We start from the raw sequence: 18857 nt of genomic DNA on the forward strand, positions 1-18857 counted from the left end.
GCCGGGTGCGTCCTCCAGGAACATCGGAGGCCGTGCCCGGCGTTCGTCATGTCAGCGCGCGTCCCGCTCCCGAGCGGCGCGAGGTGCCGTGCACGAACTCCACACGACTCGTTCCCACGAACAGGCGAACGCGACCCGAGCGATAGGCGACGATAGGACAATGAACGATCTCCTCACGGTCAACGGCGGCACGCCGCTCAACGGCACCATCACCGTCCGCGGCGCCAAGAACTTCGTCTCCAAGGCGATGGTCGCCTCGCTCCTGGGAGAAGGACCGAGCGAGCTGCGCAACGTGCCGCTCATCCGTGACGTCGAGATCGTCTCCGGCCTGCTCGAGCTGCACGGCGTGCACGTCGACTACGACGCGGCCGCCGGCATCCTGAGGCTCGACCCGTCGAACGTCGAGTCCGCACACGTCGCCGACATCGACGCTCATGCCGGTTCGAGCCGCATCCCGATCCTGTTCTGCGGGCCGCTCCTGCACCGCCTGGGCGAGGCGTTCATCCCTGACCTCGGTGGCTGCCGCATCGGCGACCGGCCGATCAACTACCACCTCGACATCCTGCGCCAGTTCGGCGCCGTCGTGGACAAGCGCGCCCAGGGCATCCACCTGACCGCGCCCCACGGCTTGCGCGGTACCAAGATCTCGCTGCCCTACCCGAGCGTCGGCGCGACCGAGCAGCTCCTCCTCACCGCCGTGCGCGCCGAGGGCATCACGGAGCTCTCGAACGCGGCGATCGAGCCCGAGATCATGGACCTGATCAACGTCCTGCAGAAGATGGGCGCGATCATCTCGGTCGACACCGACCGCGTCATCCGCATCGAGGGCGTCGAGCGTCTGCGCGGCTTCCGCCACACCGCCCTCGGCGACCGCATCGAGGCGGCCTCCTGGGCGTCCGCCGCGCTCGCGACCGGGGGCGACATCACGGTCAAGGGCGCGACCCAGCCGGAGATGATCGCGTTCCTCAACACCTTCCGGAAGGTCGGTGGGGAGTTCGAGGTCGAGGACGACGGCATCCGCTTCTTCCACCCGGGCGGCGAGCTGCGCTCGATCGTCCTCGAGACCGACGTGCACCCCGGCTTCATGACCGACTGGCAGCAGCCGCTCGTCGTCGCGCTGACGCAGGCCTCGGGCCTGTCGATCGTCCACGAGACGGTCTACGAGAACCGCTTCGGCTTCACCGACGCGCTGCGCGGCATGGGTGCGAACATCCAGGTCTACAAGGAGTGCCTCGGCGGGCGTCCCTGCCGCTTCGGGCAGCGGAACTTCTACCACTCCGCGGTCATCTCGGGCGCGACGCCGCTCGAGGCTGCCGAGATCGAGGTCCCGGACCTGCGCGGCGGCTTCTCGCACCTCATCGCGGCGCTGGCCGCGAAGGGCACGTCGAAGGTGCGCGGCATCGGCCTCATCGACCGCGGCTACGAGGCGTTCACGGACAAGCTCGCGGCGCTCGGCGCGGACTTCAGCCGCGACTGATCAGCCGTCCTGACGGCGCCCGCGACGGTAGGATCGCTGCTCGTGACGATCGCTCATCCCGCTAGCCGGACGTACCGCATCATCGCGGGGATCCTCCGGCCGTTCCTGTTCTCGATCACCAAGCGTGACTGGCGAGGCGCGGAGCACCTGCCGTCGTCCGGCGGGTTCATCGCGGCGGGCAACCACATGACGAACATCGACCCGTTGACGTTCGCGCACTTCCTGTACGACCACGGTCATGCGCCGCGCGTCCTCGCGAAGGCGTCGCTGTTCAAGATCCCTGTCGTCGGCAAGCTGCTCCTTCGTACGGGTCAGATCCCCGTGCTGCGGAACTCCAGCTCGGCGGCCCACTCGCTGAGCACGGGTGTGGAGGCGCTGCGCGAGGGTTCGTGCGTCGCCGTCTTCCCGGAGGGGACGCTCACGCGTGACCCGGACCTGTGGCCGATGGTCGCGAAGACCGGTGTCGCCCGCCTCGCCCTCGAGGCCCGCGTGCCGGTGATCCCGATCGCGCAGTGGGGCATGCAGGAGATCCTCCCGCAGTACTCGAAGAAGTTCCGGCCGTTCCCGCGCAAGCTCGTGAGCGTGTGGGCAGGCGCGCCCGTCGACCTCGCGGACCTCTACGACCGCCCTCGCGACGCCGCGACCCTCCACGAGGCGACCAACCGCGTCATGGACGCGATCACGCGCCTCCTCGAGGAGATCCGCCAGGAGAAGGCGCCCGCGGGGCGGGTCGACCCTCGCACGGGCGAGCGCGTCCTCGACGAGAAGCCGACCGACGAGCCGGGCGAGCCCCGTGCCTGACGCGACGAACGCGACGGCCGGGCAGCCGGACGCGCCGGTGCGCGCCGTCGTGCTCGGGTCCGGTGCCTGGGGCACGACCTTCGCGATGGTCCTCGCGGACGCCGGTTGCGACGTCACGATCTGGGGCCGCAGCCAGCAGGTCTGCGACCAGATCGAGCGCGAGCACCGCAACTCCCGCAACCTCCCGGGCATCCGCCTCCCCGAGGCGATCCGCGCGACGACCGACGCAGCGGAGGCCCTCGCGGGCGCCGACCTCGTCGTCGTCGCGATCCCGTCGCAGAGCGCGCGGGAGACCCTCACCGCCCTGCGCGACGACGTGCCCGACGGCGCCGTCGTCGTGTCGCTCATGAAGGGTGTCGAGCTCGACACGGACCGCCGCATGAGCGAGGTCGTGTCCGAGGCGCTCGGCATCGACGAGTCCCGCGTGGTCGTGGTCTCCGGCCCCAACCTCGCGCGCGAGATCGCCGAGCGTCAGCCGACCGCGACGGTCGTCGCAGGCACGGACCCGGGCGCGACAGCGCTCGTCGCCCGCGCGTGCTCGACGCCGTACTTCCGCCCGTACACGAACGCCGACGTCGTCGGCGTCGAGCTGTGCGGAGCGGTCAAGAACGTCATCGCGGTGGCCGTCGGCATCGCGCAGGGCTGCGGCTACGGTCTCAACACGACCGCGACGGTCATCACACGCGGGCTCGTCGAGATCACCCGGCTCGGGCTCGCGCTCGGCGCGAACGTCGAGACGTTCCCCGGCCTCGCCGGCATGGGCGACCTCATGGCGACGTGCGCGTCGCCCCTGTCGCGCAACCACACGCTCGGCAAGCACATCGGCGCGGGGCTCACGCTCGACGAGGCGATCGCCGCGACCGGCGGCACGGCCGAGGGCGTGAAGTCCTCGCGGTCCGTGCTCGAGCTCGCGCACGCTCACGGCGTCGAGATGCCGATCACCGCGGCGGTCGCCGCCGTCCTGCACGAGGGCATGCCCGTCGAGGAGATGGCGATGTCGCTGCTCGCGCGACCGAAGCGCGCGGAAGGCCTCTGAGCCGCGGCTCTGCACCTCGGCGCACCGGGACGGGCTGCCCCAGCCGGCGCACGCGACTCAGCGGGCGCGGGCTGCTGTCACAGGAGCGTGCGCAGCGCGGCGTCCAGGTCTGCCCACAGGTCCTCGACGTCCTCGACACCGACGCTCATCCGCAGCAGGTCCTCGGGGACCGTCAGCGACTCGGTAGCGAAGCGCCGGCGCCGCTCGAGGCTCGACTCGACGCCGCCGAGGCTCGTCGCGGGGACCCACAGCCGCAGCGCGTCGACGACCTTGTCCGCGCCGTCGGCCCCGCCGAGCGGCCGCAGGCCGATGATCGACCCGTAGCCCTCCATGAGGCTGGTGGCGCGCTCGTGCCCGGGGTCACCGGGCAGGCTCGGGTGCCGCACGTCGACGACGGCGGGGTGACCGTGGAGACGCGCTGCGATCTCGGCGGCGTTGGCCTGAGAGCGCTCGACGCGCAGCGCGAGCGTACGCAGCCCGCGCAGCGCGAGCCACACCTCGAACGGCCCGGCGATCGCGCCGTGGAGCGTGCGGTAGGCGCGCACGGCGTCGACGATCCTGGCGTCGCGCGACACGACGACGCCGAGGACGACGTCCGAGTGGCCGGCGAGGTACTTCGTCGCGGAGTGCACGACGACGTCGGCGCCCATCTCGAGCGGGCGCTGGACGAGCGGTGTGGCGAACGTGCTGTCGACCGCCACGAGAGCTCCGGCCTCGTGGCCGGCGGCGACGAGCGCGGGGATGTCCGCGACCTCGAGCATCGGGTTCGTGGGCGACTCGACCCACAGCAGGTCCGCGCCCCCGAGCTCGGCGACGACCGCATCGGTGTCGTCGATGTCGACGCGCACGACCGTCGTGCCGTAGCGCTCCGCGAGGTCGTCGAACAGGCCGAGCGTCACCTGGTAGGCGTGGCGCGCGACGACGATGCGCCCGCCCGCCGGCACGAGGGATACGACCGCCGCGATCGCTGCCATGCCCGACGACAGCACGACGCCCGGCAGCTCCGTCGACTCGAGCGACGCGACGGCCTCCTCGAACGGCTCCCACGTCTCGGTGCCGATGCGGGCGTAGAGCTTCTCGCCCGGGCCCTGGATTCCTGCGGACACGTACGTCGAGGACAGGACGACCGGCGGGTTGACCGGCGCTCCTTGCTCACGGCCGGGGCGTCCGACGACGACGGCGCGCGTCGACGCGGCGAGCGAGTCCTGCGGGTGGGCGGCTGCGTGCTGCTCGGTCATGGCGCGAGCGTACGCCGCGGCAGCCGCGCCCGTCGTCCGCGTCCGAGCCCTGTCCGACGGGTAGGCTCGGAGGTGATGGACACGAACGCACCGGCGCCCGGCGCCGCCCCGACCACTGCCGTCTCGCCCGTCCCCACCCCGCAGGAAGCGCGTCGTCGCGTCATGGTCCTGTTCGGCGGGCGCTCGGGGGAGCATGCGATCTCTTGCGCGACGGCGGGAGCCGTCCTGCGTGCGATCGACCGTGAGCGCTGGGACGTCGTCCCGGTCGGCATCACCACGCAGGGCCAGTGGGTGCTCGCGGTCGACGACCCTGACCGCTGGGCCATCACGGACGGGACGCTGCCGTTCGTGCCGGGCTCCGACGGCGACGTCGTCCTGCCGATGGCGTCGGGGGAGCGCACGCTCCAGGTGATCGAGCCCGGCCAGGTGCCGTCGGCGATCGGAGACGTCGACGTCGTCCTGCCGCTGCTGCACGGCCCGTTCGGCGAGGACGGCACGCTCCAGGGCCTCCTCGAGATGTCCGACGTGCGTTACGTCGGCGCGGGCGTGCTCGCGTCGGCGGTCGGCATGGACAAGGACTTCATGAAGATCGTCCTCGCGGGACGTGGCCTGCCGGTCGCGCCGTGGACGGTCATCCTCCCGGGCCGGTGGGAGCGCGACGAGGCGGGCTGCCGTGCCGAGATCGAGAAGCTCGGCCTGCCCGTTTTCGTCAAGCCCGCGCGTGCGGGCTCGAGCCTCGGCATCACGCGTGTCGCGGACCTCGCGGACCTGCCCGCGGCGATCGAGGAGGCCCGCCGGCACGACCCGAAGGTCATCGTCGAGCAGGGCGTCGTCGGCCGCGAGATCGAGTGCGCGGTCCTCGGTGGGCGCGCCGGTGAGCGGGCTCGCGCCTCGCTCCCGGGCGAGATCGTCGTGCACGGCGACAAGCACGCCTTCTACGACTTCGAGGCGAAGTACCTCGACGAGTCGTCGGTCGAGCTCACGTGCCCTGCGGACCTGTCGCCCGAGCTCGTCGAGCGCGTCCGCGAGCTCGCGGTGCGCACGTTCGAGGCGGTCGGCTGCGAGGGCCTCGCCCGCGTCGACGTGTTCGTGACGGCCGACGGCGACGTGATCGTCAACGAGATCAACACGATGCCCGGCTTCACGCCGTTCTCGATGTACCCGCGGATGTGGGAGCGCACGGGCCTGCCGTACGCCGACCTGATCGACGAGCTCATCGAGCTCGCGCTCGAGCGCCCGACCGGCCTGCGCTGACCGGAGCACGCCGTACGAGGGCAGCGTCCCGCGGGCTCGCCGGTCGGTCGGCTGGCTCGCTCAGCGGCCACTGCGGCCTCCGCGCCGGGACGCGAACGCCTCGCGCCGCTCAGTAGCAGTGCCGCGACTGCGGGGCGAGGCTCACCGAGCGGTTGAGGTCGACGACGGGTGCCGTCGCGACGCCGTCGGGCACCGTGACCTCGACCGCCGGGACACGACCGTACGTGGTGAAGGTCCACGAGCCCTCGTCCTCGTCCTCGACGACGAGCCAGTCGACGCTCGTGCCCGACGCGTCCTCGATCGCCTGGCAGGCCTCGGTCGTCGGCCCGGGCGGCTCGACCCCGCAGCGCAGGGTGATCGCGCTGCTCTGCACGCCCCAGGCCGCGGTTGCCTGGCTCGTCGTTCGCAGGCGCTCGGCGCCGCCGAGCTTCTCGGGGAGGGCGAGCACGATCGACGCGCACAGCGGGTCGGTCGCGTCCGGGGCGACCTCGACCGTGATCGTCGGCGTGCACGCGCCGAGGGCGACGAGGCCGACGGCGGCGAGGGCGCCCGTCCAGCGGCGAGGGCGCGAGGACCTGGCGGGGGAGCGGGGGGCGAGCGACGGCACGTCACCACGGTACCGGCCCCGGCTGCGCTAGCGTGACCAGGTGCATCCGAACCCGCCCGACCTGACCGGGGCGACCGTCGCTGAGCTGTCCGAGACCGAGCTCCTGGCGCGCGTGTTCCCGCTGCTCGCCGACGCCCGCGCGACGCTCGTCGGGCCTGGCGACGACGCCGCGGTCGTCGCCGCGCCCGACGGTCGCACCGTCGTGTCGACGGACGTGCTCGTCGAGGACCGGCACTTCCGACGCGAGTGGTCCTCTGGCTATGACGTCGGGTGGCGTGCCGCGATGCAGAACCTGGCGGACGTCGCGGCGATGGGCGCGGTGCCGACGGCGCTCGTCGTCGCGCTCACCCTCCCGGGTGACGTCGAGGTGCGCTGGGTCGAGGATCTTGCGCGCGGGTTGTCCGACGCGGCCGCACCGTGGGGCGCGGGCGTCGTGGGCGGCGACCTGAGCGGCGGTCCAGCAGCGGTCGTCGCGGTCACGGTGCACGGGTCGCTCGAAGGACGCGACCCTGTGCTTCGGTCGGGCGCCCGGGCCGGGGACCTCGTCGTGCACGCCGGGGTTCGGGGGCGCTCTGCGGCCGGGCTCGCGGCGCTCTCGGCGGCGCTCCCTGCTGATGAGGCGACCGAGGCGGCGCGCGCGGGATACCTCCGGCCGGTCGCGGCCGTCGATGCCGGGGTCGCGGCGGCCCGCGCCGGTGCGCGCGCGATGATCGACGTGTCGGACGGGCTCGTGCGAGACGCCCGCCGGATCGCGGCAGCGTCGGGCGTGACGCTCGCGCTCGACGAGCCGCTCGAGGCCTTCGCGGACGAGGCGGAGCTGCTCGCGCCGGTCGCCGCGGCGCTCGGGGACCCGGGGCTCGGCGACCCGGGGCTCGTGCGCGCGTGGATCCTCACGGGCGGGGAGGACCACGGGATGCTCGCGACCGTGCCGCGTGAGGTCGGACCGCCCGAGGGCTTCCGCGTCGTCGGCGAGGTCGTCGAGCGCTCCGAGCACGAGGTGCTCGTCGCTGGCGAGGCCGCGGCGCGAGGCGGGGGTTGGGACCACTTCGGAGGAACCGCGCGGGTCTGAGCCCGCACGCGCGCGCTGTCTGCCCCCCGTGGCGCGTCCTTTCGGGCCGGCACGTCCAGCACCGCCGCTCGACGACGACGGCCGCGCCTGGAGCGACCTCCGGACGGGGCCGCGTCTGCGGTGCTGCGTCAGCTCGTGGGGCGGACGTACCTGACCTCGGTCAGAGCGACGTCGCCGAACATCTCGCGGCGCTCGACGCCGTCGGGCACGAGGCCGTTGCGGCGGTAGAAGTGCCTGGCGCGCGCGTTGTCCTCGAGGACCCAGAGGGAGAAGCGCACGTCTTCGGGCGCTGCTGCGAGGGCTGTGCGCAGGAGCGCGCGGGCGATGCCCTGGCCCCACGCGTCGGGGTCCAGGTAGATGGAGTAGAGCTCGATGTCGCCGCGCTCGGCGTCCTCGTCGCGTGCGGGTCCGATCATCGCGAAGCCGAGGACGTCGGTGCCGTCGCTCGTCGCGATCCACGTCCTGATGCTCGGGTCGCTCAAGAGGGCGGCGGACCGCTCGTAGCGGTCCGCGGGGTCGAGAGAGGCGAGGTACTCGGCCGGGACGATGCCCGTGTAGGCCTCGCGCCACGACGCGACGTTGACCTGGGCGATCTGCCGCGCGTCGTCGAGGGTCGCCGGTCTGATGATGAGGTCGTCGCTGTCCGTCATGCGTTCAGCCTGCCATCGATTCGGTCATGCGCCAACCGGTCGATGGCAAAGCGCAGGGAAAGGCAGGTCGCGGGCCTGTGCGTACCGGCGCGCAAAAGCGCGAGAGCCCGCGAACCGTGCGGTTCGCGGGCTCTCGACGAAGCTGTGCGGCTCAGGCGGGGCGCTGGACCTTGCCGGCCTTGAGGCACGAGGTGCACACGTTGAGGCGCTTGGGGGCGCCGTTCACGATCGCGCGCACACGCTGGATGTTCGGGTTCCAGCGGCGCTTGGTGCGCACGTGCGAGTGCGAGATGGAGTGCCCGAAGCTCGGGCCCTTGGCGCAGACGTCGCAGTTGGCGGCCACTGTCTCTCCTGAAAGTCGTGCAACGCCGCGTTCGCGGCGAAAACCTGGTCGGTGGGTGGCGCGGCCCTGGCTGGCCAGAGGCCGTCCGGAGCGCGCGCAAGTGCCGAGTTCAACCCGGGCAACCTGGATAGAGTACCTGAAGACGTGCCGGGACCTCAAACTTCGGCGGTCCTGACGTCGGCGCGTCACGTGTCACGCTCGTCACACGGCGGTGCCAGCGCGTTGCCGTCGGTGGTTCGTGGCATCGTGGTCGAGGTTCGCACGCAGCAGGCGGACCAGGCCAGCGGGAGGAGAGCGGTGACGCAGGACAGGGCGTTCGACGCCGGGGCCGTGCGCGCGTGGGGCACGCTCGCCTCCGAGGCGCTCGCCGGCGCGCGGGACCGCATCGACGCGGCCAACGTGTTCCCGGTCGCGGACTCCGACACCGGGACGAACCTCTGGCTGACCATCAGCGCCGGAGCGGCAGCGATCGACCCCGCCGAGCAGGACGCCGCCGGTGCCCTCGAGGACTTCGCGCAGGGCGCGCTCCTCGCGGCCCGCGGCAACTCCGGGATCATCGCGAGCGAGCTGCTGCGCGGCATGTCCGTCTCGCTTCTCTCCGGACCCGCGCGCACCCCGGCGGGGGTCCTGCTCGCCGACGCCCTGCGCGCAGGCGCCGACGCCGCGATGGCGGCTGTCGCACGCCCCGCCCCCGGCACGATGCTCACCGCAGCGGCAGGGGCCGCGGCTGCCGCCGCGCAGGCGGCGGACGAGACGGCGCACGACGTCGTCCGTGTCGCCGAGGCCGCTCTCGCCGGCGCGCGCGAGGCTGTGCTGGGCTCGCCCGGGCAGCTCGACGTTCTCGCGCGGCACGGTGTCCTCGACGCTGGCGCGTACGGCCTCACGCTCGTGCTCGGCGCCCTGCACGCGGCAGTCGCGCCGTCGTCGGCGGGGGAGGCCCACGCTGCCGGGCTGCCGACCGCGCTCGTCGTCGCAGGCGGACGCGTGCCCGTGCCTGCGCAAGCCTCCGCGCACGCGCACGGCGCGAGCGACGACCCCGACGGCGAGTTCGAGGTCATGTACGTCGTCGAGGCGGCTCCCGACAGCAGCACCGACGTCGCGCGCGGCCTACGGGCCGGCCTCGAGCGGATCGGTGAGTCGGTCGTCGTCGTGGGCGGCAACGGGTTGTGGCAGGCGCACGTCCACACGGACGACCCGGCCGCGGCCCTCGCCGCCGCGGGCGGCGCCACGTTGCGGCAGGTCCGCGTGCGGCACCTCGTCGCCCGCCCCGTCGATACGGGCGGCAGCTCCCGGGTCGGCATCGTCGCGGGCGTCCGCAGCCCGGCGCTCCTCGCCGAGACCGCGCGCAGCGGCGCGGTCGTCCTCGCACGCACGGACCGGTCGTGGGCACCCGACGAGCTCCGTCGCGTCCTCGAGGACGCCGCGAGCGAGCGGGTCGTCGCGATCCTGCGCCAGGACTCGACCGCGACCCTGCGCCGCACGCTGCACCGCCTGCCCGGGCTCACGGTCGACACGATCGTCGTGCCCGACGACCTCCATGTCGTCGCGGCGCTCGCTGCGCGCGAGGAGGCGCTCGGGGAGGGGGTGGACGACGACGCGGCGCTCGCGGCGATGCGCGGCGCCGTCGAGGCGCTCACGTGGGGGCAGGCCGACGCCGACGCCGCCGCCGCCCTCGTCGCCGACCTCGTCGCCCGCGCGCCCGAGCGGGAGGTCGGCCTCGCGATGCTCCTCGTCGGCGCGCACGTACCCCCGGCCACCGTCGACGCCACGAGCGACCGCCTCGCGAGCGGGCTCGGTGTCGAGGTCGTCACGCTCGCCTCCGGCCACGCCGACTCCCTCGTCCGGGCGGGCGCGCTGTGACCTTCGATCCCGAGGCCCCGCTCGAGCGCCTCGTCGGGAAACGCACCGCCGACGGCCTCAAGACCCTCGGCCTGACGACGGCAGCCAGCCTGCTGCGCCACTACCCGCGGCGCTACGCGGAGCCTGGCGAGCTCACGGACCTCGGCTCGCTCGAGAACGGCGCGCACGTGACCGTCATGGCGCGGATCGTCTCGACGACCGTCCGGCAGATGCGGGCGCGACACGGCGCGCTCCTCGAGACGCGCGTGACCGACGGGACCCGCGAGCTGAGCCTCACGTTCTTCGGCAAGTCCTCGGGCTTCCTGCGGAGCCACGAGAGCCGGCTCGTCCCGGGCCGCACCGGGCTGTTCTCGGGGACCGTCCAGCTCTACCGCGGCGCGCCGCAGCTCACGCACCCCGACTACTGGTTCCTCGACGAGGACGAGGAGTCGGCGGAGGAGGCGTACGAGCGCACCGCGCGACCGAGCCCCATCTACCCGGCCTCGACGCGCATCGCGTCGTGGAAGGTCGCGAACGCCGTCGGCGTCGTGCTCGGGCCGCTGACCGCCGAGGACCTTCCCGACCCCGTGCCTGCCGAGCTCCTGGCGAAGCACGGCTACCCGTCGCTCTTCGAGTCCCTGAAGAGCATCCACACGCCCGCCACGGTCGCGGACGCCCACAAGGCGCGCGCACGGCTGCGTTACGAGGAGGCCCTCGTCCTGCAGGCGGAGCTCGTGCGACGCCGCGCGCTCACCGTCGACCTGCCCGCCCGGGCCCGCCCGCGCACGGGCGGCGGCACGCTGCTCGCCGAGTTCGACGCCGCGCTGCCGTTCGCGCTGACCGACGGCCAGCGTGCCGTCGGCGGGGAGATCGCCGCCGACCTCGAGCGGCCGCACCCGATGCAGCGGCTGCTGCAGGGCGACGTCGGCTCGGGCAAGACGATCGTCGCGCTGCGCGCGATGCTCCAGGTGGTCGACGCCGGCGGCCAGGCTGCGCTGCTCGCACCGACCGAGGTGCTCGCGGCACAGCACGCCCGGACGATCACCACGATGCTCGGCCCGCTCGCGCAGGAGGGCATGCTCGGCGGCGCCGACAACGCCACGCGCGTCACGCTGCTCACGGGCTCGCTCGGCGCGGCCGCGCGCAAGGAGGCGCTGCTGGACGCCGCGTCCGGCCGCGCGGGGATCGTCGTCGGCACGCACGCCCTCCTCGGCGAGAAGGTGCAGTTCGCCGACCTGGGCCTCGTCGTCGTCGACGAGCAGCACCGCTTCGGCGTCGAGCAGCGCGACGCGCTGCGCAACCGCGCCGAGGTTGCGCCCCACATGCTCGTCATGACTGCGACGCCGATCCCGCGCACGGTCGCGATGACCGTGTTCGGCGACCTCGAGGTCTCGACGCTGACCGAGGTCCCTGCGGGGCGAACGCCCGTGACGACGCACGTCGCGCTCGCGGACCGACCGCGCTGGATGGCGCGCGTGTGGCAGATCGTCCGTGAGCACCTCGACGCGGGCGAGCTTGCCTACGTCGTCTGCCCACGCATCGACCCCGACGACGCGGGGGCCGCGGACGACGACGGTGGCGAACCTGTCGACGTGGACGAGAGCGCGGGGCCCCGGCCGCCGCTGCGGGCGGTGCTCGAGGTCGCGGAGCAGCTCGCCGCCGAGCCCGCCCTGGGCGGCGCCGGCATCGGCGTCATGCACGGTCGGCTCGCGCCTGCGGACAAGGACCGCGTGATGACGGACTTCACGCACGGGCGTTCCCCCGTGCTCGTGTCGACCACGGTGATCGAGGTCGGCGTCGACGTCCCCGCCGCGACCGTCATGGTGATCTTCGACGCCGACCGCTTCGGCATCTCCCAGCTCCACCAGCTCCGCGGCCGGGTCGGCCGCGGCGACCGCCCCGGCACGTGCTTCCTCGTGACGTCCGCGGAGGAGGGCACACCCTCGTTCGAGCGTCTGACGCGCCTCGCCGCGACGACCGATGGCTTCGAGCTCGCGCAGCTCGACCTCGAGACGCGCAGCGAGGGTGACGTGCTCGGCGCCTCGCAGTCGGGCCGCGGCACGTCGCTGCGCCTCTTGCGCGTCGTGCGTGACGCGGACGTCATCGCCCGTGCGCGGGCCGACGCCGAGGGGCTCGTCGGGCAGGACCCGACCCTCGAGACGTGGCCCGGCCTCGCGGCCGCCGTGCGCGCCCGCCTCGCCGAGGTCGACCCGGAGTTCCTCGAACGTGCCTGACGTCGGGGGCGCGTATCCCTCCGCGGCCTCGCGTGCCTCTACGCTGGGATCGTGACGAGAATCGTGGCCGGCGCCGCCGGAGGACGCAGCCTGCGGGTGCCGCCGAAGGGCACGAGACCCACGAGCGAGAAGGTGCGCGAGGCGCTGTTCTCCCGGCTCGAGCACCTCGACGTCGTCGACGAGGCGCGCGTCCTCGACCTGTACGCCGGCTCGGGCGCGCTCGGCCTCGAGGCCGCGAGCCGCGGCGCCGCGCACGTCACGCTCGTCGACTCGTCGCGTCAGGCGATCGAGGTGTGTCGCCGCAACGTCCGGGAGCTCGGGCTCACGTCCGTCACGGTCGTCCTCGACCGCGCTGAGCGCTTCGTCCTGGGCCAGCCTCCGGCGCCGTGGGACCTCGTCCTGCTCGACCCGCCGTACGACGTCCCGGAAGACGTCGTGGACTCGGTCCTCGAAGCGCTCGCGAGCCCGGGGATGCTCACCCCGGGCGCGATCGTCGTCGTCGAGCGGTCCAAGCGGTCGGCGCCGCCGACCTGGCCTGCGGGCTGGGAGGCGCTCGCCCACAAGGACTACGGCGAGACGAGCGTCTGGCTCGCGGGCCCTGCCGAGGACGACGCCCCGGCCTGAGGTCCGCGGCGCCCCGTGACGTCGCACGACGCCGCCCGCCCGCACCCCGTGCGGTCGCAGGTTCCTGTACTACCGTGACAACGTGACTGTCGCCGTCTGCCCCGGGTCGTTCGACCCCTTCACGCTCGGCCACCTCGACGTGGTCCGCCGCGCCTCGTCTCTCTTCGACGAGGTCGTCGTGGGCGTCGCCCGCAACTCCGCCAAGAACGCGCTCCTCGACCCCGAGACGCGTGTCCGGCTCGCGAGCGACGCCGTCGCGGACCTGCCCAACGTGCGCGTCGACGTCGTGCCCGGGCTCCTCGTCGACTTCTGCCGCGAGGTCGGCGCGCGAGCGATCGTCAAGGGCCTGCGCGGCGGCGCCGACCTCGACGCCGAGTCGCCCATGGCTCTGATGAACCGCCACCTCACCGGTGTCGAGACCGTCTTCGTCGTCGGCGACCAGGCGCTCGCGCACGTCGCGTCCTCGATGGTCAAGGACGTCGCCCGCTACGGCGGACCGATCGACGACCTCGTGCCGCCCGGCGTCGCGGACGCCGTCCGCGCCGCCCTCGCCGCCCTCGCCGCTCGAACCCAGGAGGCAGGCCGATGACCGACGACATGCGGCACCAGGACCCGATCGCGCTGCTCGACGCGCTCACCGACGTCGTGCACGCCGCCCGCGCCATGCCCATGTCGGCGTCAGTCCTCGTCAACCGCGCCGAGGTCCTGGACCTCGTCGAGCAGATCCGTGCGTCGCTGCCGGAACAGCTCTCGCGCGCCGACGAGGTGCTCTCCGAGGCGGACGGCCGGCTCGCCGACGCCGAGGAGCAGGCCGAGCGCATCATCGCGGCCGCCCGGGCGCGCGCCGCACAGCTCGTCACGCAGGAGCAGGTCGCCGTCCAGGCGCAGGCTCACGCCCACGAGATCGTCGAGCGGGCCCAGGAGGAGAGCGCACGGCTGCGCCACGAGGCGGACGACTACTGCGACCGCAGGCTCGCCGAGTTCGAGATCGACCTCGGCAAGGTCCTCACGCAGGTCCAGGCCGGCCGGGCGCGCCTGGCCGAGCGCCTCGACGACGCGGCTGATTCCGAGCAGGAGCGCTAGACCTCACACGCGGCCCACCAGGTGCGACGGCGTCAGGCCACTAAGATGGGGTGTTCTCCGGTCCCGCCGGAGGGCGAGGCAACCGAGCAGGAGTGAGAACCGTGGACACCAGAACGCCTGACCGCCGATCCCCCTGGGTGATCGACGTTCACGACCTGTCGCACCGTCCCGGGTCGATGCGCACCCTCGAGCGGACCGCCCCCGCGCCCGCCGACCTCGGCACGGCCGTCATCGGTGTCCCCGAGGGAACCGACATCGAGCTCGACCTCCGCCTCGAGTCCGTCATGGAAGGAATCCTCGTGACGGGCACCGTCGGCGGCGAGGCCGTCGGCGAGTGCGTGCGCTGCCTCGAGGAGGTCCGCGAGGACCTCGACACCCAGCTCACCGAGCTGTTCGTCTACCCGGAGCGCGCGGCCGCAGCCGTCGCGGAGGGAGACGACGAGGAGGCTGACGAGGTCTTCGAGGTCGTCGACGAGCTGCTCGACCTCGAGCCCGTCGTGCGCGACGCCGTCGTCATGAACCTGCCGTTCCGCCCGCTGTGCCAGCCCGACTGCCGCGGCCTGTGCTCCGAGTGCGGCGTCCGCCTGAGCGACCCGGGCAACGAGGACCACCACCACGAGTCGATCGACCCCCGCTGGAAGGCCCTCCAGGGCCTCGGCGAGCTGAGCCAGGACGGCGAGGGGAGCGGCGGCGAGGGCGAGGAGACGGACCGGTGAGCGTCACCGCCCGCCCCACGCCCGCGCAGCTCGCCGAGGCCCTCGGGGTCGAGCTCGACCCGGACATCCTGGTCCTCGCCCTGACGCACCGCAGCTTCGCGCACGAAGCGGGCGGCATTCCGACGAACGAGCGTCTCGAGTTCCTCGGTGACTCGGTCCTCGGGCTCGTCGCGACCGAGGCGCTCTACCGCCGCTTCCCGGACCTGCCCGAGGGCGAGCTCGCGAAGATGCGCTCCGCGGTCGTGTCGCAGCGTGCGCTCGCCGAGGTCGCGCGCACGCTCGACCTCGGCTCGTACATCCTCCTGGGCAAGGGGGAGACCCGGACCGGCGGTGCCGACAAGGACTCGATCCTCTCCGACACGGTCGAGGCGATCATCGGCGCGGTGTACCTGAGCCACGGTCTCGAGGTCGCGCGGACGTTCGTGCACTCGCTCGTCGACCCGCTGCTGAAGACGGCCGCGGGCCTCGGCGCCGGCCTCGACTGGAAGACGAGCCTGCAGGAGGCCGCCGCGGAGCGGTCGCTCGGCGTCCCGCAGTACGAGTCGTCGGCCGAGGGCCCCGACCACGCGCGCGTGTTCACGTCGCGCGTCCGCCTGAGCGGTGAGGTGCGTGGCACCGGCACGGGCACGGCGAAGAAGCACGCCGAGCAGCAGGCGGCCGAGGAGGCCTACCGCTGGATCAACCGACAGGATGCCTGAGCTTCCCGAGGTCGAGACCGTCCGTGACGGGGTCGCGCGGCACGTCGTCGGCGGCCGTGTCACCGACGTCCAGGTCTTCCGGGACTACTCGGTGCGCCGCCACGTCGGCGGTCCGGTCGACCTCGCGGCGCGGCTCGACGGCGCGCGTCTCGACGCCGCGGTGCGCCGCGGCAAGTACCTCTGGGTCCCGCTCTCCACGGGGACGGCGCCGACGGGGGAGGCGCTGCTCGTACACCTCGGCATGAGCGGCCAGCTGCTCGTCTCCCACGCGGACGACGACGCCCCTGCGCACCGGCACCTGCGCGTCCGGATGCGCGTCGAGATGCCCGACGGCGCCGCGCGTCACCTCGACTTCGTCGACCAGCGCACGTTCGGCCATCTCGCGGTCGAGGAGCTCGTCCCCACGCCCGACGGGCGTCCCGGCGGGCTCGGGACGGACGTCGCGGCGCTCCCGCGCTCGGTCGCGCACGTCGGGCGCGACCTGCTCGACCTGAGCCTCGACGACCGCGACCTCGCCGCGCTCGTGGCGCAGGTCCGGCGTCGGGCGAGCGGCATCAAGCGGATCCTGCTCGACCAGACCCTCACGTCCGGCGTCGGCAACATCTACGCGGACGAGGCGCTGTGGCGCGCCCGCGTGCACCCCGAGCGCCGCGGTGACGCGCTGCGACCCGTCCAGGTCCGCTCCGTGCTCGACTCCGCGCGCGCCGTCATGACGGCCGCGCTGCGGGCCGGCGGGACGAGCTTCGACTCCCTGTATGTCAACGTCAACGGAGAGTCCGGCTACTTCTCGCGCAGCCTCGAGGCGTACGGCCGCGCGGGCCAGCCGTGCTCGCGCTGCGGCACCCCGATCGAGCGCATGAGCTTCATGAACCGCTCCTCGCACGTGTGCCCGCGCTGCCAGCCACGACCACGCGGCGTGAGACCGTCCTGATTCGCCCGGTACATGCCGTGCGCCGCTGCGTGAGCCGCGCGGATCGGTCGGTACCATGGTCCTATGCGAGCGACCAACGCCACTGAGCCGAGCGCCGGACCGATCACCGTCATGATCGTCGACGACCACGAGGTCGTGCGACGCGGCATCGCCGAGGTCGTCGACCGGTCCGAAGGGCTCAGCGTCGTCGCTGAGGCCGGCTCGGTCGCCGAGGGCCAGCGCCGCGCGGCGCTCGTCCAGCCCCAGGTGATCCTCGTCGACCTGCAGCTCCCCGACGGCACGGGCATCGACCTGATCCGTCGCCTGGCCGCGGCGGGCTCGACCGCCCGCCCGATCGTGCTCACGTCGTTCGACGACGACCGCGCTCTCGCCGAGGCGCTCGACGCCGGTGCGGCCGCCTACCTCCTCAAGAGCGTGCGCGGCGCGGAGATCTCCGACGTCATCCACGCCGTCGCCGCGGGCCGCGTCCTGCTCGACGAGCGCACCGTCACGCGGCGCCGTGCCGAGCACGAGGACCCGACCGCGGACCTCACGCCGAGCGAGCTGCGCGTCGTCGACCTCATCGGCGAGGGCCTGTCCAACCGCGAGATCGCGGAGCGCCTCTCCGTCGCCGAGAAGACGGTCAAGAACCACATCACGTCGCTCCTCGCGAAGATGGGGCTCCAGCGCCGCACCCAGGTCGCCGCGTGGGCCGCAGGCCGCAAGAACCGCGAGTGGTCGACCGACCCGCACTGACAGACCAGCACCGACCGGTCCGCGCCCGGTCTGCCGGGCGCTGACACGCACCCAGCACGACGAGAGGCACGACCCGTGAGCGACTCCACGCCCGACCAGACCAGCACCACGTCTCAGGGCGGGGACGTCGCACGGCTGCGCACCGCCGTCGAGCGCCACATGCCGCGCGGTCTCGCCGACCTCGCCGAGCTCGTCGCGATCCCGTCGATCGCCGACCCGCAGGTCGTGCCGCCCGAGCGCTGCACCGAGGCCGCGCTGTGGGTGCGTGACGCGCTGCGCGACCTCGGCATCGACTCCGAGCTCGTGCCGACGCCGGACGGCACCGACGCGGTCATCGGCTACCGCGAGGGCCCTGCGGGCTCGCCGACCGTCCTCCTCTACGCGCACTACGACGTCCAGCCACCCCTCGACGAGGCCGCGTGGACCACGCCGCCCTTCGAGCTGACCGAGCGCGGCGGCCGTCTCTACGGGCGCGGTGCGGCGGACTGCAAGGGGAACATCGTCGCCCACCTCACCGCCCTGCGTGCCCTGCGCGACGAGGCCGAGGCAGCCGGCACGGACGGCTACCCGGTCACTTTGCGCGTCGTCGTCGAGGGGTCCGAGGAGCAGGGGACGGGCGGACTCGAGCAGTACCTGCTCGCGCACCCCGACGAGCTCCCGGCCGACGTCGTCCTTGTCGCCGACGCGGGCAACGTCGCCGAGGGCGTCCCGACGCTCACGACGTCGCTGCGGGGCTCCGCCGACATCGACGTCGAGGTCCGCACGCTCGCGGGACCGCTCCACTCAGGTCAGTACGGCGGCGCCGCACCCGACCCGCTCGGCGCCCTCATCGCGATGCTCGCGAGCCTGCGCGACGGCGACGGCGTCGTCACGGTCGACGGCCTCGACGCGAGCGGCACGTGGGACGGCGCGCAGTACGACCCCGAGACGTTCCGCAAGGACGCGAGCATCCTCGACGGTGTCGAGATCACGGGCCGCGGCACCGTGAGCGACACCCTGTGGGCGCGGCCTGCCCTCACCGTCACGGGCATCGACGGCCCGCGCGTCGTCGGCGCGGTCAACGCGGTCCAGGCGAGCGCCCGTGCCCACCTGAACCTCCGCGTCCCGCCGGGCACCGACCCGGCCGAGGCGCAGGACCTCCTCGTCGCGCACCTCGAGCGGCGCGTGCCGTGGGGCGCCCACCTGAAGATCGACCGCGACGCTCCCGGCAAGCCGTTCAGCGCCCGCACCGACGGCCCCGCGTTCGCGGTGCTCGGCCGGGCGCTCGCCGATGCGTTCGGCGTCGACTCGACGGTCACCGCGGGCGAGGGCGGGTCCATCCCGCTGTGCTCGGTGTTCCAGGAGGTCAACCCCGACGCGGAGATCGTGCTCATGGGCTGCGAGGAGCCTGCTGCGCTCATCCACGCGCCCAACGAGAGCGTGTCCCCGCACGAGATCGAGAAGCTGGCCCTCGGCGAGGCGCTCTTCCTCACGCGACTCGGCGCCGCGACCGCCTGAGCCGGGCTGGCCGCGAGGCCTGGAG

The 18857-nt window shown here is 73.5% G+C and carries 19 protein-coding genes; 15 read left to right on the top strand and 4 right to left on the bottom strand.

Annotated elements, in window-relative coordinates:
* Nucleotides 1–160 precede the first annotated feature (160 nt).
* From murA to ATL41_RS12630, 3 genes are read left to right on the top strand one after another with little or no spacing between them, the layout of a single operon-like run.
* Complete coding sequence (gene murA, locus ATL41_RS12620) at nt 161–1477, top strand: UDP-N-acetylglucosamine 1-carboxyvinyltransferase (RefSeq protein ID WP_098458781.1); 1317 nt, start codon at nt 161–163, stop codon at nt 1475–1477.
* Between the two features lie 42 nt (nt 1478–1519).
* Entirely contained in the window at nt 1520–2278 is a 759-nt protein-coding gene (locus tag ATL41_RS12625; RefSeq protein WP_245854838.1) for a lysophospholipid acyltransferase family protein, read from the top strand.
* The gene (locus ATL41_RS12630) at nt 2271–3314 is read left to right on the top strand and encodes an NAD(P)H-dependent glycerol-3-phosphate dehydrogenase (RefSeq protein ID WP_281253881.1); all 1044 of its coding nucleotides are present in this window, start codon (nt 2271–2273) and stop codon (nt 3312–3314) included. The genes ATL41_RS12625 and ATL41_RS12630 overlap by 8 nt, the downstream gene beginning before the upstream one ends.
* Before the next feature lie 77 nt (nt 3315–3391).
* Here ATL41_RS12630 and ATL41_RS12635 read toward each other — a convergent pair whose 3' ends face one another.
* Nucleotides 3392–4552 (bottom strand): trans-sulfuration enzyme family protein, encoded by a 1161-nt coding sequence (locus ATL41_RS12635; RefSeq protein WP_098458782.1) that lies wholly within the window; start codon nt 4550–4552, stop codon nt 3392–3394.
* Nucleotides 4553–4627: 75 nt separating this feature from the next.
* Between ATL41_RS12635 and ATL41_RS12640 the strand changes: the two genes are divergently transcribed.
* The gene (locus tag ATL41_RS12640) at nt 4628–5806 is read left to right on the top strand and encodes a D-alanine--D-alanine ligase family protein (protein WP_098458783.1); all 1179 of its coding nucleotides are present in this window, start codon (nt 4628–4630) and stop codon (nt 5804–5806) included.
* 109 nt (nt 5807–5915) lie between these two features.
* Here ATL41_RS12640 and ATL41_RS12645 read toward each other — a convergent pair whose 3' ends face one another.
* The gene (locus ATL41_RS12645; RefSeq protein WP_098458784.1) at nt 5916–6413 is read right to left on the bottom strand and encodes a DUF3515 domain-containing protein; all 498 of its coding nucleotides are present in this window, start codon (nt 6411–6413) and stop codon (nt 5916–5918) included.
* 40 nt (nt 6414–6453) lie between these two features.
* Between ATL41_RS12645 and ATL41_RS12650 the strand changes: the two genes are divergently transcribed.
* Complete coding sequence (locus ATL41_RS12650) at nt 6454–7482, top strand: thiamine-phosphate kinase (RefSeq protein WP_245854840.1); 1029 nt, start codon at nt 6454–6456, stop codon at nt 7480–7482.
* Between the two features lie 128 nt (nt 7483–7610).
* Here ATL41_RS12650 and ATL41_RS12655 read toward each other — a convergent pair whose 3' ends face one another.
* Nucleotides 7611–8132 (bottom strand): GNAT family N-acetyltransferase, encoded by a 522-nt coding sequence (locus tag ATL41_RS12655; RefSeq protein ID WP_098458785.1) that lies wholly within the window; start codon nt 8130–8132, stop codon nt 7611–7613.
* 151 nt (nt 8133–8283) lie between these two features.
* A complete protein-coding gene (rpmB, locus tag ATL41_RS12660) occupies nt 8284–8475 on the bottom strand; it encodes a 50S ribosomal protein L28 (protein ID WP_098458786.1) in 192 nt (63 codons plus the stop codon).
* 297 nt (nt 8476–8772) lie between these two features.
* On the opposite strand from rpmB, the gene ATL41_RS12665 reads away from it, so the two are divergent.
* The 10 genes from ATL41_RS12665 to ATL41_RS12710 all read left to right on the top strand — a co-directional run bounded on the left by ATL41_RS12665 (nt 8773) and on the right by ATL41_RS12710 (nt 18832).
* Nucleotides 8773–10335, top strand: a complete 1563-nt coding sequence (locus tag ATL41_RS12665) for a DAK2 domain-containing protein (RefSeq protein WP_169924567.1) — start codon at nt 8773–8775, stop codon at nt 10333–10335.
* Complete coding sequence (locus tag ATL41_RS12670) at nt 10332–12548, top strand: ATP-dependent DNA helicase RecG (RefSeq protein ID WP_098458788.1); 2217 nt, start codon at nt 10332–10334, stop codon at nt 12546–12548. The genes ATL41_RS12665 and ATL41_RS12670 overlap by 4 nt, the downstream gene beginning before the upstream one ends.
* A 51-nt stretch (nt 12549–12599) precedes the next feature.
* Nucleotides 12600–13172 carry a 16S rRNA (guanine(966)-N(2))-methyltransferase RsmD gene (gene rsmD, locus ATL41_RS12675; protein WP_098458789.1) on the top strand — a complete coding sequence of 191 codons (573 nt, stop codon included), beginning with the start codon at nt 12600–12602 and terminating at the stop codon, nt 13170–13172.
* An 82-nt stretch (nt 13173–13254) separates the two neighbouring features.
* The gene (gene coaD / locus ATL41_RS12680; protein ID WP_098458790.1) at nt 13255–13761 is read left to right on the top strand and encodes a pantetheine-phosphate adenylyltransferase; all 507 of its coding nucleotides are present in this window, start codon (nt 13255–13257) and stop codon (nt 13759–13761) included.
* Nucleotides 13758–14255: a hypothetical protein gene (locus ATL41_RS12685; RefSeq protein ID WP_098458791.1), complete on the top strand. Its 498-nt coding sequence runs from the start codon at nt 13758–13760 to the stop codon at nt 14253–14255. The genes coaD and ATL41_RS12685 overlap by 4 nt, the downstream gene beginning before the upstream one ends.
* A 176-nt stretch (nt 14256–14431) precedes the next feature.
* Nucleotides 14432–14971: a YceD family protein gene (locus ATL41_RS12690; protein ID WP_098459107.1), complete on the top strand. Its 540-nt coding sequence runs from the start codon at nt 14432–14434 to the stop codon at nt 14969–14971.
* Nucleotides 14968–15669 (top strand): ribonuclease III, encoded by a 702-nt coding sequence (gene rnc, locus ATL41_RS12695; RefSeq protein ID WP_098458792.1) that lies wholly within the window; start codon nt 14968–14970, stop codon nt 15667–15669. Before ATL41_RS12690 ends, rnc begins: the two co-directional genes overlap by 4 nt.
* Entirely contained in the window at nt 15662–16600 is a 939-nt protein-coding gene (gene mutM, locus ATL41_RS12700; RefSeq protein ID WP_098458793.1) for a bifunctional DNA-formamidopyrimidine glycosylase/DNA-(apurinic or apyrimidinic site) lyase, read from the top strand. The genes rnc and mutM overlap by 8 nt, the downstream gene beginning before the upstream one ends.
* Before the next feature lie 63 nt (nt 16601–16663).
* Entirely contained in the window at nt 16664–17335 is a 672-nt protein-coding gene (locus ATL41_RS12705) for a response regulator (protein ID WP_098458794.1), read from the top strand.
* Between the two features lie 75 nt (nt 17336–17410).
* Nucleotides 17411–18832 (top strand): dipeptidase, encoded by a 1422-nt coding sequence (locus tag ATL41_RS12710; RefSeq protein WP_245854842.1) that lies wholly within the window; start codon nt 17411–17413, stop codon nt 18830–18832.
* Nucleotides 18833–18857 lie beyond the last annotated feature (25 nt).

It is taken from the genome of Flavimobilis soli, assembly GCF_002564025.1.
Lineage (GTDB): Bacteria > Actinomycetota > Actinomycetes > Actinomycetales > Cellulomonadaceae > Flavimobilis > Flavimobilis soli.